12 protein-coding genes are annotated in these 16916 nt (G+C 73.7%); all 12 read left to right on the plus strand.

Annotation, left to right across the window (positions count from 1 at the left end; all coding sequences use genetic code 11):
• Positions 1 to 9: 9 nt before the first annotated feature.
• Entirely contained in the window at positions 10 to 642 is a 633-nt protein-coding gene (locus ACFVIM_RS12735) for a 4'-phosphopantetheinyl transferase family protein (protein ID WP_384300710.1), read from the plus strand.
• Positions 639 to 1598: a hypothetical protein gene (locus ACFVIM_RS12740; RefSeq protein ID WP_384300711.1), complete on the plus strand. Its 960-nt coding sequence runs from the start codon at positions 639 to 641 to the stop codon at positions 1596 to 1598. The genes ACFVIM_RS12735 and ACFVIM_RS12740 overlap by 4 nt, the downstream gene beginning before the upstream one ends.
• On the plus strand, positions 1595 to 3154 hold the full coding sequence (locus ACFVIM_RS12745; protein WP_384300712.1) for an amino acid adenylation domain-containing protein: 1560 nt from the start codon (positions 1595 to 1597) through the stop codon (positions 3152 to 3154). The genes ACFVIM_RS12740 and ACFVIM_RS12745 overlap by 4 nt, the downstream gene beginning before the upstream one ends.
• 10 nt (positions 3155 to 3164) lie before the next feature.
• Complete coding sequence (locus tag ACFVIM_RS12750) at positions 3165 to 3794, plus strand: flavin reductase family protein (protein WP_384300713.1); 630 nt, start codon at positions 3165 to 3167, stop codon at positions 3792 to 3794.
• Positions 3791 to 5371, plus strand: coding sequence for an AMP-binding protein (locus ACFVIM_RS12755; protein WP_384300714.1), 1581 nt, complete (start codon positions 3791 to 3793; stop codon positions 5369 to 5371). Before ACFVIM_RS12750 ends, ACFVIM_RS12755 begins: the two co-directional genes overlap by 4 nt.
• A gap of 3 nt (positions 5372 to 5374) precedes the next feature.
• Positions 5375 to 5980, plus strand: a complete 606-nt coding sequence (locus tag ACFVIM_RS12760; RefSeq protein ID WP_384300715.1) for a nuclear transport factor 2 family protein — start codon at positions 5375 to 5377, stop codon at positions 5978 to 5980.
• Between the two features lie 137 nt (positions 5981 to 6117).
• Complete coding sequence (locus ACFVIM_RS12765; RefSeq protein WP_384300716.1) at positions 6118 to 9030, plus strand: BTAD domain-containing putative transcriptional regulator; 2913 nt, start codon at positions 6118 to 6120, stop codon at positions 9028 to 9030.
• Between the two features lie 359 nt (positions 9031 to 9389).
• Positions 9390 to 10307, plus strand: coding sequence for a LysR family transcriptional regulator (locus tag ACFVIM_RS12770; protein WP_384300717.1), 918 nt, complete (start codon positions 9390 to 9392; stop codon positions 10305 to 10307).
• A gap of 370 nt (positions 10308 to 10677) precedes the next feature.
• The gene (locus tag ACFVIM_RS12775; RefSeq protein WP_384300718.1) at positions 10678 to 11022 is read left to right on the plus strand and encodes a phosphopantetheine-binding protein; all 345 of its coding nucleotides are present in this window, start codon (positions 10678 to 10680) and stop codon (positions 11020 to 11022) included.
• Positions 11023 to 11032: 10 nt separating this feature from the next.
• Entirely contained in the window at positions 11033 to 14437 is a 3405-nt protein-coding gene (locus ACFVIM_RS12780) for an amino acid adenylation domain-containing protein (RefSeq protein ID WP_384300719.1), read from the plus strand.
• The gene (locus ACFVIM_RS12785; protein ID WP_384300720.1) at positions 14434 to 15957 is read left to right on the plus strand and encodes an amino acid adenylation domain-containing protein; all 1524 of its coding nucleotides are present in this window, start codon (positions 14434 to 14436) and stop codon (positions 15955 to 15957) included. The genes ACFVIM_RS12780 and ACFVIM_RS12785 overlap by 4 nt, the downstream gene beginning before the upstream one ends.
• A gap of 170 nt (positions 15958 to 16127) precedes the next feature.
• On the plus strand, positions 16128 to 16916 hold a 789-nt coding region (locus ACFVIM_RS12790), incomplete at its 3' end, for a thioesterase II family protein (RefSeq protein ID WP_384300721.1).

The raw sequence follows: 16916 nt of genomic DNA on the forward strand, positions 1-16916 counted from the left end.
GAGCGCCCCATGACACCCCTCCAGATCGCCCCCGGAGTCTGGGCCCTGACCCGGCCCGCGACCCCCCATGCCGACCCGCACCCCGCCGACCGGGCCGCGGCCGACGGCATGGCCGACTGGCGGGCCCGTGAGTTCCTCGCGGGCCGGGCCGCGCTGCGCCACTTGCTGGCCGAGGTCGCGCCCGACGCGGCGGAGCTGCCCGTCGTCCGGGGCCACCACGGCAGGCCCCTGCTGGCCGGCCGCCCCGACCTCGGCATCAGCGTCTCGCATGACGCGGGCCAGACCGCCGCCGCCGTCGCGTTCGGCCGTGCCGTCGGCGTCGACGTCCAGCGGCCTCCCGAGCGTCTCGACCCCCGGATGGTCCGCCGTTGTGTCCGCGCCGGACACGCCACCCTCGCCGCCCTGCCGCCCGCCGAACAAGGCGTCGAGTTCGCCTGGATCTGGACCGCGCAGGAAGCGTGTGTGAAGGCCGAGGGAACCGGGCTCTCCGGCGCCCCCTGGAGGGTGGACGTACGGCCCCGGCAGACCAGGGGCACCTGGAAGGGCTTCACCTGGCGCGCCCTGCGCGACCACGGTGACCACGGTGACCACACAGCTCTCTCCGCGATCCCCGTCAGCTGCGCCTGGGAGGTGTCCCGATGACCGCCGTACGAACCCCCGTCATGGAGCTGAGCTGCTACACCACCAGTCTCGTGGCCTATCTGGAGACCGAGCGGCCCGACGCGGCCCGGCGGCTCGCCGAGTCCATCCGGCTCGCCGTCCGCCCCGACCCGTCCGGCCCCGGGATCGCCTTCTCCCACCACGGCAGGATCGACCTCAGCGCCCGCCCCGGCTGCCTCACCGGCGCGGCCGAAGGACTCGTCTACCGGGGCTCCCCGGAGTGGGAGCGCACCCGGACGGCCCTGCGCGAGGAGGCCGAGCGCTTCGGCCGGGTGCTGGCCGTCGCCAACACCCGTACCGTGCCCTGGTCCCCGGCGTACGGACGGTCCACGGCGGCCCACTGGATCGTGGTACGGCCCGTGCCCGGCGGCCTCGGCACCTGGCACATCGAGGACCGGTTCGCCGCGCTGCTGCCCGACGGCGAACAGAAACCCCACCGCACGGTCGTCGACGACGACGGACTGCGCTCCCTGCTCACCCCCCTCGGGGCGCTGCCCCGCCCGTTCGTCCTGCGGGACAGCCACGCCCTGGGCACCCCCACCCCGCTGCCCGCGCCCGGTGACCACCGCTGGCTGGTACGGGCGCCCCTGCCGCCTCAGGAAGCGCTCGACGGCCCCTGGCTCACCGACACCGGCGAGGCGCTGGAGTTCCTCGCCGACCGGCTGATCTCCGACCCGGCGCTCCTCGCCGCCCACGCCGACGACCTCTGGGCCGCCTCCCGCCACCAGCGCCACCGGCTGGAACTCCTCGCCGCCACCGGGCGAGTGCCCGCCGACGCCGCCGCCGACGCCGCGGCGCGCTGGGGCGAACTGCCGCGCTCCCTCCGGTTCGCCCTGGAGTCCGCCGGGCGCGGCCGCCCCAGGACCGGCCTGCTGACACGGGCGTTCGCCGACCTGACCGACGCCATGAACCTGATCCGGAAGGAGGAGCGGCCATGACGACCACACCCACCCGGCTCTACGACTGGTTCGCCCACTCCGCGCTGCGCCACGGGCAGGAGCGGACCGCGCTGGAGGTCGACGGGCACCATCTGAGCTACGCGCGGCTCGCCGCCCTCTCCGAGGCCGTCGCGGGCGCCGTCACCGACTACCTGGGACGGGTCCCCGCCCGGGTGGGACTGCTCGCCTCCCGTAACGTCCTCGCCTACGCCGGATATCTGGCCATCGCCCGGCTCGGGGCCACCGTCGTCCCGCTGAACCCCGCCTTCCCGATCGCCCGCAGCGCCGCCGTGGCCCGCGAGGCGGGCCTGGACCTGATCCTCGCCGACGCGGCCCTGCCCGGACGGGAGGGGCTCCCCGTCCCCGTACTGCCGCTCGGTGACACCGACCTGGAGCGGCTGCCCCGCTACCCCGTCCCCCCGCCGACCGCCACACCCGACGGGTGGGACCTCGCGTACATCCTCTTCACCTCCGGATCGACCGGGCGGCCCAAGGGGGTCCCCGTCACCCACGCCAACGTCGCCGCCTTCCTGGGCCAGGTCATCCCCCGGTACGGACTGGGGCCGGGCGCGCGGATGTCGCAGACCTTCGACCTGACCTTCGACCCGTCGGTGTACGACCTGTTCGGGGCCTGGGGCTCCGGCGCCACCCTGGTGGTGCCGACCCGCCAGGACCTGCTCTCCCCGGTCCGCTATGTCAACAGCGCCCGGATCACCCACTGGAACTCCGTGCCGTCGGTGGCGGCGCTCGCGCTGCGGCTGCGGGCGCTGCGCCCCGGGGCGATGCCCACCCTGCGGTGGAGCGTCTTCTGCGGCGAGGCCCTCAAAGGCGCCCACGCCCAGGCGTGGCGGGCCGCCGCCCCCCACAGCGCGGTCGAGAACGCCTACGGACCCACCGAGGCGACGGTGACCTGGACCGGGTACCGGCTCCCCGACGATCCGGCGCGCTGGCCGGTCACCGGCAACGGGACGGTGCCCATCGGGACGCCCTACCCCGGACAGGAGATGCTCGTACTCGACGAGGACGGGCGCCCGGCCGACGAGGGCGAACTGTGCGTACGCGGCTCCCAGCGCTTCCCCGGCTACCTCGACCCCGCGGACGACAGGGGCCGCTTCCTCACCCACGACGGCGCTCGCGCCACCATCCACGACGGCTCCCGCCGGCCGACCCCCGCGCACTGGTACCGCACCGGCGACCTGGTCCGCCGTCAGGACGGACTCCTGGTCCACCTCGGACGCCTCGACCACCAGATCAAACTCCACGGCTACCGGGTCGAACTCGGCGAGATCGAGTCCGTGCTGCTGCGCCAGCCGGGCGTCGTGGACGCGGTGGTACTCCCCGTACCCGGCCGGGGCGGCGAACCCAGGCTCCACGCGGTGTGCGCGGGACGGCCCACCGCGACCGCGGAGCCGCTGTGGGAGGCGCTGCGCGGCGCGCTGCCCGCCTACATGGTGCCCGCGACGCTCACCTTCCGCGACCGGCTGCCGCTCAACGCCAACGGCAAGGTCGACCGGGCCGCGCTCGTGGCCTCCCTGTCCTCACTCCAAGCGGCCTGAGGGGTCCAGCATGAGCATCCTCACCCCCGATACCGGGACCGGCGTGGACCAGGGCACCTTCCGAGGCGTCATGGGACGGTTCCCCAGCTTTGTCACCGTCATCACCACCCCCACCCCACACGGCCCGGCGGGCTGCACCGCCACCGCCGTCCTGTCGCTCTCCCTGGAACCCCCGAGCGTCGTGGTGTCCCTGCGCACCGAGGGACACACCCTCCACGCCATCCGCACCAGCGGACACTTCGCCGTCAACGCGCTCTCCTGGCGCCAGCGCGTCCTCGTCACCCGCTTCGCCTCCGGTGATCCCGGCCGCCGCTTCGACGGGGTCCCGTACGCGTACGAGGACGGTGTGCCCGTCCTCGACGGCTGCTCCGCCGCCGTGGTGTGCCGACTCACCGAGACCGTCGAGGTGTTCGACCACACGCTCCTCATCGGCACCGTCCTGCGGGCCCGCGGGGACAGCGCCACCCCGCTGGTGCTGCTCGACGGCACCCCCCACCGGATCGACGCCCCCGCCCGTCCGCTCCACCGGGCCGACGCCCCCGCGCGCCCGCTCCACCAGAGCGACACCCCCGCCCGTCCGCTCCACCGGACTGATGCCCCCGCCCGCCCGCCGCACCGGACCGAGGAGACGCCGTCATGACCGCACCCGCCCTCACCGGCCACCACGAGCTGTTCCACACCTTCCTGCTGGCCGCCGCCGACCACACCCCGGACCGCCCCGCCGTGGTCGAGTTCGTCCGCAACGGGACCACCCACACCCTCAGCTACCGCGAGCTGCGCGCACTGACCCTCGGTTACGCCGACGCCCTGGCCGCCCTCGGCCTCGACACCGGTGACCGGGTGATCGTGGAGTCCGACACCTCCGCGCAGGCCATCGCGGTGATCCTGGCCTGCTCGGTCAACGGTCTGCCCTTCGTCCCCGTCAGCCCCGAGACCCCCCGCCAGCGCCTCCAGACCATCATCGACACCACCGAGGCCGCGCTCTTCCTCCAGCGGGCCGACGGCCTCCGCGACGGCGTTCCCGCGCCCACCGGGACGGCACGGTTCGCCGACGGCACCCTGACCGTGGAGCGGGCCCCCGCCCCCCGCACCCGTCGCCGCCGCGCCCTGACCCCCACCGACACCGCCTACATGATCTTCACCTCCGGGACCACCGGACGGCCCAAAGGCGTGGTGATGAGCCACCGCGCCGTCACCTCCTTCTACCGGGGCATGGTCGCCCGGGACATCGTCGGACCCGGGGACCGCGTCGCCACCACCTCCCCGCTCCAGTTCGACTTCTCCCTGCTCGACATCGGGCTCGCGCTCGGCAGCGGCGCCGCCGTGGTACCCGTGCCCCGGCCGCTGATGCGCTGGCCCCACCGCTTTCTGCGGGTCCTCGCCGACACCCGCGCCACCCAGGTCAACGGAGTGCCCTCGATCTGGCGCCAGGCCCTCAAACACCTCCCCGGCACCGTGGCCGCCCTCACCGACGTGCGCGGAGTCCTCTTCTGCGGGGAGGAGTTCCCGCTCGCCGAGATCCGCGCGCTCCAGGGGCTGCTGCCCGGGCTGCGGCTGGTGAACTGCTACGGCGCCACCGAGTCCATGGCGGCCTCCTTCGCCGACGTACCCAACCCCCTGCCCGAGACCACCGAGCGGCTCTCCATCGGCCATGCCCACGACGGTGCCGAGATGCTGCTCGTCGACGACTCCGGCACCATCATCGAGGGCACCGGAACCATCGGCGAGATCCATCTGCGCACCCCCGCCCTCTTCACCGGCTACTGGGACGACCCCGCCGCCTCCGCCGCCGCCCGGGTGCCCGACCCCGCCGAGCCCCGCTCCGGCCAACTGGTGCTCAAGACCGGCGACCTCGCCTCCCGGGGACCCGATGGCGAGCTGTACTTCCACGGCCGCACCGACTCCCAGGTCCAACTGCGCGGCAACCGGGTCGAACTCGGCGAGGTGGAGCGCCGGCTGCTCGACCACCCGGACGTCGCCGAGGCCGTCGTCCTGCCCCTGGCGCCCCAGGGCGGCGAACCCGTCCTCGTCGCCTGCGTCGTGGCGCGCCCCGGGATCGAGACGCTCACCGACACCGCGCTCGCCGCCTTCTGCGGCGAGGCCCTGCCCCGCTATATGGTCCCCGAGGAGATCCACCTGCTCAGCGGACTGCCCATCACCCCCAACGGGAAAGCCGACCGCCGGGGGCTGGCCGCCCGGCTCACGGAAGGCGGATGATCCGTGCCGGACGTCCACGCGCGGACCCCGTGGCCGGGCGGTGCGGCGGGGGAGCACATCTCCCTCAGCTACGCCTATCTCAACGCCGATGACTACGACACGCTCGCCTCGCTGCTCGACGCCGACGCCACCGTCCTGCTGCCGGGCCAGCCATCCGTCAGCGGGCGCGAGGCGGTGATCGAGGCCGAGCGACGGCGGCGCTACCGGTACCAGCTCAGGGAGGTGTGGAGTGTCGACCGGCGGCACTGCGTGGCGCTCGGGGTCCTCTTCCCGCCCGGCGTGGCGGCGGAGGGGGTGGACTTCGCCGACGTCTTCACCCTGTCGCCCCATGGACTGATCGCCTCACGGCGGACGTACGTCGGTGGGATGCGGCGGGACTCCGTCGGCGGTGCCCGGCAGGACGCCGCCGCCGGTCCATGGCGGGAGCCGGTGGCGGACGGGCCGTGGGAGTCCGTGACGGGCGGGTGTCAGGAGGCGGTCGCGAGTGGGTCGCGGGAGCCGGTCGCAGGCGGGTGTCAGGACCTCGTCGGCGGTACGCGACACGCCCCTGCCACCGGTGCGGCATATGCCCCGGTGACCGGCGCTACGCACGCCCCGCCCCCGGCGTGAGGACGGCCCCCGGCACCGGCGTGAGGATGGCAGGAGAATCGCTGGGGCCCGGCTGATGACGGCCCGGCTCCGCCCAACCGCGCGTGCTAGCTTGCTGATCAGCGAAGCCTTCGAACCGGGCGAAGGGCAGGCGCGCGATGGCGGACCGCACGGACAACCTCATGTACCGGATCCTGGGACCACTGGAGATCACGGGGACATCCGGCCAGCTCTCCCACATTCCCCGTGGCCGTCAGCAGGTGGTCCTGAGCGCCCTGCTGCTCGAAGCCAACCGGGTGGTGAGCACGGAGAGCCTGATCGACGCGATCTGGGGTGAACGGCCGCCCTCCACCGCCCGCACCCAGATCCAGACCTGCGTCTCCGCGCTGCGGGTCAATCTCGCGGCACTCGGCGACCATTCCCGGATCACCACCCGCGAACCCGGATACATGATCGTGGTCGCCCCGGACCGGATCGATCTCAGCCTCTTCGCCGCGCTCCGCGACGAGGCCCGATTACTCGCCGACGCGGGGCGCTTGGACGAGGCGTCCGACCGCACCCGCCGGGCCGCCGGGCTCTGGCGCGGCCCCGCCCTCAGCGGCACCCGCAGCAGCAGACTCCAGTCGATCGCCGCCCGGCTCGACGAACACCGGCTGATCAATCTGGAGACCCATATCGACCTGGAACTCCGGCTCGGCCGCCACACCGAGATCGTCCCCGAACTCGTCGCCCTCGTGAACGACCACCCCCTGCGCGAAGGACTGCGCGGACGGCTGATGCTCGCCCTCTACCGATCGGGGCGGCAGGCGGAGGCACTGGAGGCGTTCCGCTCCGGACGGCTGATCCTGGTGGAACAGCTCGGCATCGAACCCGGTGACGAACTCCGGCGGCTGGAGTCCGCCATCCTCGCCGGTGACCCGGAGCTGACCCCCGACCGCGACCCGCCGCCGAGCGGACCGGCGGCCACGGCCGCTCCCGAGGGAACGCCACCCGAGCGTCCGCCACCCGAGCGGGCCGTGCCCTTCCAGCTCCCGCCCGACATCGCCGACTTCACCGCCCGCGAGCGGCTGATCCACACCGCGGAGACGCTGCTGCGCAGCGGCGCGGGCCCCACCCCCGTCGCCGTGCTCACCGGCCCCTCCGGTGTGGGCAAGAGCACCCTCGCCATCCATCTCGGCCACCGGTTGATGGGCGACTATCCCGACGGCCAGCTCTACTGCGACCTCGGCGGCAACGCGTCCATCCCCCTCACCGCGCTCGACGTCCTCGGCCGCTTTCTGCGGGCGCTCGGCATCCCGGGATCCCAGCTCCCCGAGACCGTCGACGAGCGGGCCGAGATGTACCGCAACCTCCTCGCCGACAAGAGGATCCTGATCCTCCTGGACCACGCCCGCACCGTGGGCCAGGTGCGCCAGCTGCTGCCCGGCACCGGCCACTGCGGTGTCCTGATCACCGGCGGCTCCGGAGTGATCGGCGTCCCCGGCGCCCGGCTGCTCCATGTCGACGTCCTCGGCCCCGAGGAGGCCATCGACATGCTCGCCGCCGCCATCGGCGCCGAGCGGGTGGCCGCCGAACCCGAGGCGGCACGGGCCCTGGTCCTCACCGTGGGCGGGCTGCCGCTGGCGCTGCGCATCATCGCCGCCCGGCTCACCGCCCGCCCCAACTGGTCCCTGGAATGGATGCTCGACCGTCTCTCCGACGAGCGACGGCGCCTGGACGAACTCGCCCACGGCGAACTCGTCATCCGCTCCAGCCTCGCCCTCACCTACGACGGACTCACCGACGACGGCCGGCGGCTGCTGCGGCTGCTCAGCCTCCACGACGGCGGCACCGTCCCCACCTGGGCCGCCGCCGCGCTGCTGGACACCGACCCCCGCCACGCCGGCGACCTGCTCGAATCGCTGGTCGACGCCCAGATGCTGGAGGTCGTGGGCACCGGGTCCGGGCCCGGCGGCCCCCACTACGGACTCCACTCCCTGGTGCGCCTGTTCGCCCGCGAGGAGCGGGAACGCCACCAGGAGGACTCCGACCCCGCCCTGGTCCGGCTCGTCGGCGGCTGGCTGGCGCTCGCGGAGGAGGCACACCGCCGTCTGTACGGAGGCGACTTCACCATCCTGCACGGCGACGCGCCCCGCTGGCACCTCGCCCACGACCAGACCGACCGGCTGCTGCGGGACCCCATGGCCTGGCTGGAGGCCGAGCGGGACAATCTCTGCCGCGCCGTCGACCTCGCCGCCGACACCGGCCAGGCCGAGGCGTGCTGGGACCTCGCCGTGACCCTCGTGACCCTCTTCGAGTCCCGCTGCTACTACGAGGAGTGGCAGCGCACCCATCTGAGGGCCCTGGAGGCCGTCCGCAAGGCCGGGCTGCTGCGCGGCTGTGCCGCCCTGCTGTGCTCGGTCGGCTCGCTCTGTCTGACCCGCTCCCAGCTCTCCGCCGCCCGGCAGGCGCTGGAACCCGCGCTGGAGACCTTCACCGCACTCGCCGACACCCGGGGACTCGCCCTGACCCGGCGCAATCTGGCCCTGCTGGCCCGGCGCCGCGACGACCCGCGGACCGCGCTCGATCTGCACCAGCGCGCGGTCGCCGGGTTCCAGGCCGTCGCCGACCCGGTGGGCCGCACCGACGGGCTGGCCCACCTGGCCCGTCTCGCCCTCGACGAGGGCCGTCTCGACAACGCCGAGCGCCTGCTCGACCAGGCCCTGGAGGTCTGCCACACCACCGGGAGCTGCCACACCGAGGGCCAGGTACGGCTGGTCCTCAGCGACCTCATGCGCCGCCGGGGTCGCTACCAGGAGGCCGAGGAACTGCTGCGGGAGGTGCTGGACGTGGTCCGCTCCCGGGGCGACATCGCCCGTGAGTCCCGCATCCTGCACCGGCTGGGCAAGGTCAGCGCACAGCTCGGCCGGATCAGCGCGGCGCGGGGCCTCCTGCGGGATGTCGTCGCGATCAGGGAACGGATCCTGGACCGGGTCGGCGCGGCCGAGGCACGGCTGGAGCTGGCCCGGCTGGAGGCGGAACACGCGGACGAGATGCGGCCGTTCGCGCTGGACGGCCGCGCGGTCGACTGACACCGGGGCGGGCCGCCTCCCGCAGGGACAGGGGCGGGCGGACCGCGTTCCGGCAGGCACCGGGGGTATGCCGCTTTCCGCGCGGACACCGGGGGCGGACTGCCTTCTGAGCGGGCGCGCCCCGGCAATCCGGCCCTCCCGGCTCTCCCCACACGCCCCACAGTTCCCAGCGTCCCCAGGGTGGCGGGCCCGGAACCCCACCCCGAGCAGGGCCGCTACCGCCCGGCTATCACCCGCCCACCACCGTGCCCCTCATCGCCGCTCCCGGCCCGATGCCACGGCAGTAGGGGACCAGTAGCCCGCCACCCCATCATGAGGACCGGCACAGCAGGCCCGTCCCGGACTGGAGGTGGTAAGCCGTGGAAACTCCTCAACTCGACGCGTTCGTCGCCGTGGTGGACATCGGGAGCTTCACCCGCGCCGCCGCACGGCTCAACCTCTCCCAGCCGACGATCACCAGCCGGGTGAAGTCGCTGGAGCAGGGACTCGGCGTCACCCTCCTGGAGCGACTGCCGAGCGGGGTCCGCCCCACCCCGGCCGGACACCAGCTGCTGCCCTACGCCCGGGAGATCATCTCCCTGACCGGGCGGGCCCGGCACGCCATCACCTCCGACGGCCAGCCCCACGGCTCCGTCGAGGTGGGCACCGTGGAGAGTCTGACGAGCTACCGCCTGCTGCCCATGGTCGAGTACCTGTACCGCCGCTTCCCCAAGATCCAGGTCTCCCTCCACGCGGGCGCGGGCACCGACGCCGTCGCGGCGGTACGGGACGGCCGGCTCGACTGCGCCTTCGTCGTCGGCCCGCCCGAGGAGCACGAGGGGCTGGACACGGAGGTGCTCTGCCCCGAGCCGATGGTCCTGGTGGCGCACCCCGACCATCTGCTGTCCGACCGCGGCCGGATCAGCGGCGACGACCTGCGCAGCACGCCCATCATCCGCGCGGACAGCCGGGCCGGGTACCAGATCCAGTTCGAGCGGGCCCTGGGCCTGGGTGACGAGCCCGACCGGCCGCGCGTCTTCGAGCTGGACTCCATCGACGCCGCCAAGCGGATGGTCGCGCTCGGCATGGGAGTGGCCTTCATCCCGCTGGTCTCGGTGGAGCGGGAACTCGCCGAGGGCACGCTCGCCACGATCGACTGGGTGCCGCCCTTCGAGACCTGGACCCAGGTCGTCCGCCGCAGGACGCCCACCCCCAACGCCGCCCTGGAGGCGCTGGTGTCCGCCGCCGTGGAGGTGGCGGCGGAGCACCTCGACGGCCGCGTCCTCGCGGCGAGCTGAAGCCCTCCCGTACCCCTCGGCCCTCTCGTACCGCCCAACCTTCCCGAACCGCCCGGCCCTCTCGTACGGCCCAACCTTCCCGTACCCCTCGGCCCTCTCGTACCGCCCAACCTTCCCGAACCGCCCGGCCCTCTCGTACGGCCCAACCCTCCCGTACCCCTCGGTCCTCTCGTACGGCCCAACCTTCCCGAACCGCCCGGTCCCCGTGCCCGCCGTTCCCGTCGTACCGCCCGCGGGCCCTCGTACAGAGGTGTCCCCGGCCCGGGCACGGCCGGTACGAGCGCACCCTCCGCACCCCATCCCGACACCGCGCCGGACGGCCCGGACCTGGACCGCGGCCCCAATCCCTCCCATCCAAGGAAGGCCCTCCATGACCCTGACTCCCGACCGGACGCTCACCGCCGAACGCGCCGCGCACACGGAACCCACGGAACCCACCGCGTCCGCCCCACGGACCCCGCACCCCGCCCCCACCCCACCCGGGGACGGCGCGCCCACCGTCACCGCCCGGGTCCACGCCGCCCTCACCCGGCGGCTGGGAGAGCCGCCGATCACCGAGCGGACCGAGCTGGCCGCCCTCGGCGTCGACTCGCTGCTCCTCCTGCGGATCCTCGCCGACCTCGCGGCCGACCCCACCCAGGAGGTCGACCCCCAGCGGCTCGCCGACGTGATCACCGTGGCGGACCTCGTGGCCTTCGTCGACGGCTGGAACTGAGGCACGCGCCATGGGGAGCATCCTCGACTCACTCGTCACCGCCAGCGCCGGGAACCACACCGGCGCCGTCAGCGGCGGCGCCGAGGGCACGGTCCTGCCGGTCACCGCGTCCCAGCGCAGCCTGCTCTTCATCCAGGAGGCCACCGAGCGCGCCGACCTGTACAACATCAGCTTCCGCGTCACGTTCACGGCGGATGTGGACCCCGGCGCGCTCCGCTCCGCCCTGCGGTACCTGCTCGATGTCCAGCCCACCCTCCGTACCGAGTTCACCGACGACGACGGCACCGTCCGGGCCCGGATCACCCACCCCGGCGACGTGCCGCTCACCGTCGCCACCAGCGAGGCCACCGGAGACGACTGGGCGGCCTGGCTGGACGAGGAGAGCCGCCGCTTCGCGACCCTCGCCGTCGATCTGCGCACCGCGCCGCTGTGCCGCTTCCGGCTACTGCGCGCACCCGGCCACAGCGCCCTGCTGACCACCGTGCACCACTCGGTCAGCGACGGCGTCTCCATGACCGCCCTCCTCGACGCCCTGAGCACCGGCTACCGGCACGCCATCGGCGCCCCCGCCACCCCCGACACCACCCTCCCGGCCGAACGCGAACGCCAGCTCGCCGCCGAACTGGCCGCCCAGGTCAGGGCGACCGACGCGGCCATCGCGGCGGGCGAGGTCCGCCAGCTCGCCGACCGGATCGCCGGGGTGCCTCCCACCACCCTCCGCCCCACCCCCACCCGCCCGGTGGACACCGCCTACCGGGGCGCGGATCTGAGCCTGCTGCTCGACACCGGCGAACGCGAACTCGTCGAGGGCACCGCCCGCTCGCTCTCCACCACGCCCTTCGCCGTCCTCCTCGCCACCTACGCCGCGCTCCTCGGCCAGTACGCCGCGCAGGACCAGGTCATCGTCGGCAGCCCCTTCTCCACCCGCCGCACCATCGCCTCCCACGATCTGGCCGGCTTCTTCGTCAACACCCTGCCCCTGGTGCTGCCCGCCCGTGACGTCGCCTTCGACGCGCATGTGGCCGCCGTCGCCGACGTCGTCCGCGAGGCCAAGCGCTACCAGGCGATCCCCTTCGACGCGCTGGTCGCCGAGGCCGCGCCCGAGCGCGTCAGCAACCGCAACCCGCTCTTCCAGTCCATGTTCGCCATGCAGGACGAACTGCGCACCCGGGTCGAACTGGCCGAAGGGCTGCCGGGCACGGTCGAGTTCGTCTCGCAGCGCGCCGCACGCTTCGACCTCTGGCTCGGCGCCACCCCCGTCGAGGACGGGCTGCTGATCGAGGTCGAGTACGACAAGGACCTGCTCCCCGCCTCGTACGCGGAACGGTTCCTCGCCGAGTACCGCGCCCTGCTGCTGCGGGCCGCCCGCGACCCGCGCGCGACCCTCTCCGGGCTCACCGCCGGGCTCGACACCCGCGACGCCCCCGAGCTGCTGCGCGGGTCCGAGGCACGCCCCGACGCGGGCGGCGGACTGGTCGGGCTGGTGCTCGACGCGGCCTGGTGCCGGCCCACGGCCCTCGCGGTCAGCGAACCCGGCGGCGCCGGAATGACCTACCGCGAGCTGGCCGACCGCACCGCCCGCGCGGCGGCCGGACTGCGCCGACGCGGAGTGCGCCGCTCGGACGTGGTCGCCGTCGTGCCCGAGAACCTCGCCGACACCGTCGTCTCGATGCTGGCGATCCTGTGGTGCGGCGCCACCTATCTGCCCATCGACACCACCCTCCCGCCGGACCGCCTCGCCTACATGCTCGGCCACGCCGAGGCCGCGCTGATCATCGGCGGGCGGTCCGTGGCGCCCGGCGAGCCCGCCCGCACCACGCTCGCCGACCTGATGCGATCGGGCCGCAGGGCCGCGCCGCCGGAGCTCCCCGACGGCACCGCACCCGTCTACATCATGTTCACCTCCGGCTCCACCGGCCGCCCCAAGGGCGTCCGCATGGGCCAGCCCGCGCTGCTCAACCTGCTGCACTGGCAGGTCCAGGAACTGGAGATGGGACCCGACACCCGGTTCCTCCAGTACGCGCCGCTCGGGTTCGACGTCTCGTACCAGGAGATCTTCCCCACGCTCGCCGCGGGCGGCACCGTCCATGGACTCGGTCCCGTCGACCGCCGTGACCTCGCCCAGGTCGTGGACCTCGTCGCACGCGAGCGCCTGACCCATGTCTATCTGCCCGTCGCCGTACTCGGTGCCTTCGCGGACGCCGTCCATGAGGGCGGGCACACGCTCAAGGACGTCAGCCACCTGTGCGTCTCGGGCGAACAGCTCCACCTCGACAGCCGCTCCCGGCGGCTCCTCGACACCCATGACCGGCTCACCCTGGTCAATCTCTACGGACCCACCGAGACCCACGCGGTCACCTACCAGGTGCTCACCGGCGGCCCCGGCGAGCGCCCCTCCCACATGCCCATCGGCGTTCCCCTGCCGGGCGTGGACACCTATCTCCTCGACCGCGACGGCCACCCGGTGCCGCCGGGCGCCGTCGGTGAACTCTTCTTCGGCGGGATCTGTGTCGCCGACGGATACGTCAACGACCCCGAGCGCACCGCCGCCGCCTTCCTGCCCGCCCCCGACGGCACCGGCCGGGTCTACCGCACCGGGGACCTCGCCCTGCGTGAGGAGGACGGCACCCTCGTCTTCCTCGGCCGCCGCGACTCCCAGGTGAAGGTGCGCGGCCACCGGATCGAACTCGGTGAGCTGGAGACCGCCGCCGAACGGCTGCCCTCGGTCAAGGCGGCGGCCGCCGCCGTCCAGGGCACCGGCGAACAGGCGGCGCTCTGCCTCTTCGTCCTGCCCGCCCCGGGCCGGTCGGCGGACGGACGGGAACTGCGCGAGGCCCTCCAGACCGAGCTGCCCGCGTACATGGTCCCCCGGCATATCCTCACCATCGACGGCATGCCGCTCACCCCCAACGGCAAGGTCGACCGCCCGGCCCTGCTCCGTGGCCTCGCCGCCGGGGAACTGGCCTCCGCCGAGACGGGCGGACCGGCCACCACCTGGGATCCGACCCCCACCGAGGCACTGGTGCGCGGGCTGTGGACGGAAGCGCTCGGGACCATCCCGGGGACCGCCGACGCGTCGTTCTTCCTGCTCGGCGGGAACTCCTTCGATGTGCTGCGGCTGCTGAACGCGGTGACGGAGGCCACCGGCGTCCGCGTTCCCGTCGTCGACTTCTTCCGCGAGCCGACCATCGGCGCGCTCGCCCAGCATGTCGACACGGCGGCGGTCACGGCCTCGGCTCCCGGCACGAGGCCCGCCGCCGTCGCCGACTCCATCCCGGGCGCCGATTCCGTCCCGACCGCCGATTCCGTCCCGTACGCCGATTCCGAGCCGCTGGCCGACTCCATCCCGCGCGCTGATTCTGTCCCGTCCGTCACCGCCGTCCCGTCCGCCGACTCCGAGCGGAGCCGCCCATGACCACCGTCATCGATCTCATCGAGACCCACGTCCGACACCATCCCGACCAGACCGCCGTCCTCTGCGGCCAGGACCGCCTCACCTACCAGCAACTCTGGGACGGCGCCCACTCCGTCGCCGACCGGCTGCTGGCGCTGCACTGCTCCCGCGGCGACACCGTCGCCCTCGTGGGGCCCGGCAACGCCTCCTTCATGGTCGCCGCTCTCGGCGCCTGGATCGCGGGCGCCACCTGGGTCCCCGTCGACTCCCGCCTCCCCGCCGAACGCGTCCGGTACATCCTGGACGACACGGGCGCGAAGGCCGTGCTGGCCTCCGACGGCACCTCGGTCGAGACCCGGCTCCCGATCGAACGGATCACCACGCCCGGCCGGTCCGCGGACACCGACCTCCCGGAGCGGCTGCGCGCCCACCGCGCCACCGCCCACGACCGCGCCTACCTGATCTACACCTCCGGCTCCACCGGCCGTCCCAAAGGCGTCGTGGTCGGCCACCACGGCCTCGCCGTCCATCTCCAGGGCACCCTGGAGGGCTATGGCCTCACCGCCGAGGACATCCTGCTCTCCTTCGCCTCGCCGAGCTTCGACGCGGCGGTCGAGGAGATGTGGGCCCCGCTCGTGGGCGGTGGCACCGTCCTGTTGCGCGGGCCCGCCCTCTGGACCGGCCCCCAGCTCTTCGAGCGGGTCCGCGCCCACCAGGTCACCTACATCTCCTGCACCACCGCCTACTTCGAGACGTTCTTCGGCGAGGAGCTCTCCCCGGGCGATGTCGAGGCGCTGGGCTCGCTGCGCGGCATCATCTTCGGCGGTGAGGCGGTCGACCCCGGTGTCGTCGAGCGCTGGGCCAACGGCCCGCTCGGCTCGGTCCGCGTCTGCAACACCTACGGACCCACCGAGACCATCGTCACCTCCACCCTCTACTGGATCGACGCGGGCTGGCAGGGCGACCGGGTGCCGATCGGGCACTGCCTGCCCGGCCACACCGACGTCGTCCTGGACGCCGACGGCGACGAGGTGGGGGAGGGCGGCAGCGGAGAGCTGTACCTCGGTGGCCCCGCTGTCGCCGAGGGATACCTCAACCGGCCGGATCTGACGGCCGAACGCTTTGTCCGGCTGCCTGGCCGCGACGGCGTCCACTACCGCACCGGAGACCTCGTCGCCCGGCACGGCGGTGAACTCCACTTCCTCGGCCGGGCCGACCGGCAGATCAAGATCCGCGGCTTCCGGGTCGAGCTGGAGGAGATCGAGGTCGCGCTGCGGGCCCTGGACACGGTGCGCAACGCCGTCGTCGGTGTCGAACAGCGGGCCGACGGCGGGGACTTCCTCGTCGCGCATGTGGTGCCCGGCGCCGTCAGTGCCCTGGACGACCCGGACACCTTCCGCGCCGCCGTACGCTCCGCCCTCTCCCGGACCCTGCCCCACTACATGGTCCCGAGCGAACTGCGCACCCATGAGGCCCTGCCCCTGGGCGTGACCGGCAAGGTCGACCGCGCCCGGGTCCTGGCCGAGAGTTCCTCCCCCTGACTCCGTACCGTCCTCACCCCGACCTCTGGACACCTCCCTCATGCCCCCACACTTACCTCCCCCCACACCCATCACCCCCCACACCACCCACCCCGAACCCGAGGTGGGCCCCTACCCCGGGCCCACCCGGTCCGAGCCGCGCCACTGTCGGCGCGAGAGAGGACGAGGCCGTGACCCAGCAGCGCTGGCTCCAACGTGTCGGGCCCCCGCCCGCGCATATCGCCCCGCCCCTGGCCCAGTTGGTGTGCCTGCCCCACGCCGGAGGGTCTCCGACGTTCTTCCGGGATTGGCACCAGTACCTGGATCCCCGGATCGATCTCCTGGCCGTCTGCTACCCCGGGCGCCAGGGTCGCTTCGCCGATCCCGTCATCACCGATATGACGGAGATGGCGCAGGCCCTGGCCGGGGAACTCGCCGCTCTCGATGACCGCCCGCTCTGGCTCTTCGGCCACAGCATGGGCGCCGCGATCGGCTATGAGTCCGCCCGGATCCTGATCGACCGGTACCGCGTCCGGCCCGCCGGGCTCCTGGTGAGCGGATTCCCCCCACCCCACCGGATGGAGCCCCGCGCACTCCACCGCGAGGGCGACGACGCCATCGTCACCGACGTACTGGAGCTCGGCGCCGCCTCCAGCGCCCTCCTCGCGGAACCGGAGTTCCGTGAACTCCTGCTGCCCGCGTTCCGCGCCGACTACCAGCTCATCGAGACCTACCGCCCGACCGTGACCGACCCCCTCGATATCCCGCTCACCGCCTACTACGGCCGTGCCGACGACGACGCCGCCACCCATGTCGGCGAGTGGGACCGCTACTCCACCCGTACCACGCCCCCGATGTCCTACCCCGGGGGCCACTTCTACCTCCAGGACATGGCGCCGCGCCTGATCGCCGACCTCTCCCGGCGCGTTCTGGCGACCCTGACGACAGCCGACCGGCCGACCGGCTCCGGCGTCCCCGGC

Source organism: Streptomyces sp. NPDC057638 (genome assembly GCF_042800315.1).
Lineage (GTDB): Bacteria > Actinomycetota > Actinomycetes > Streptomycetales > Streptomycetaceae > Streptomyces.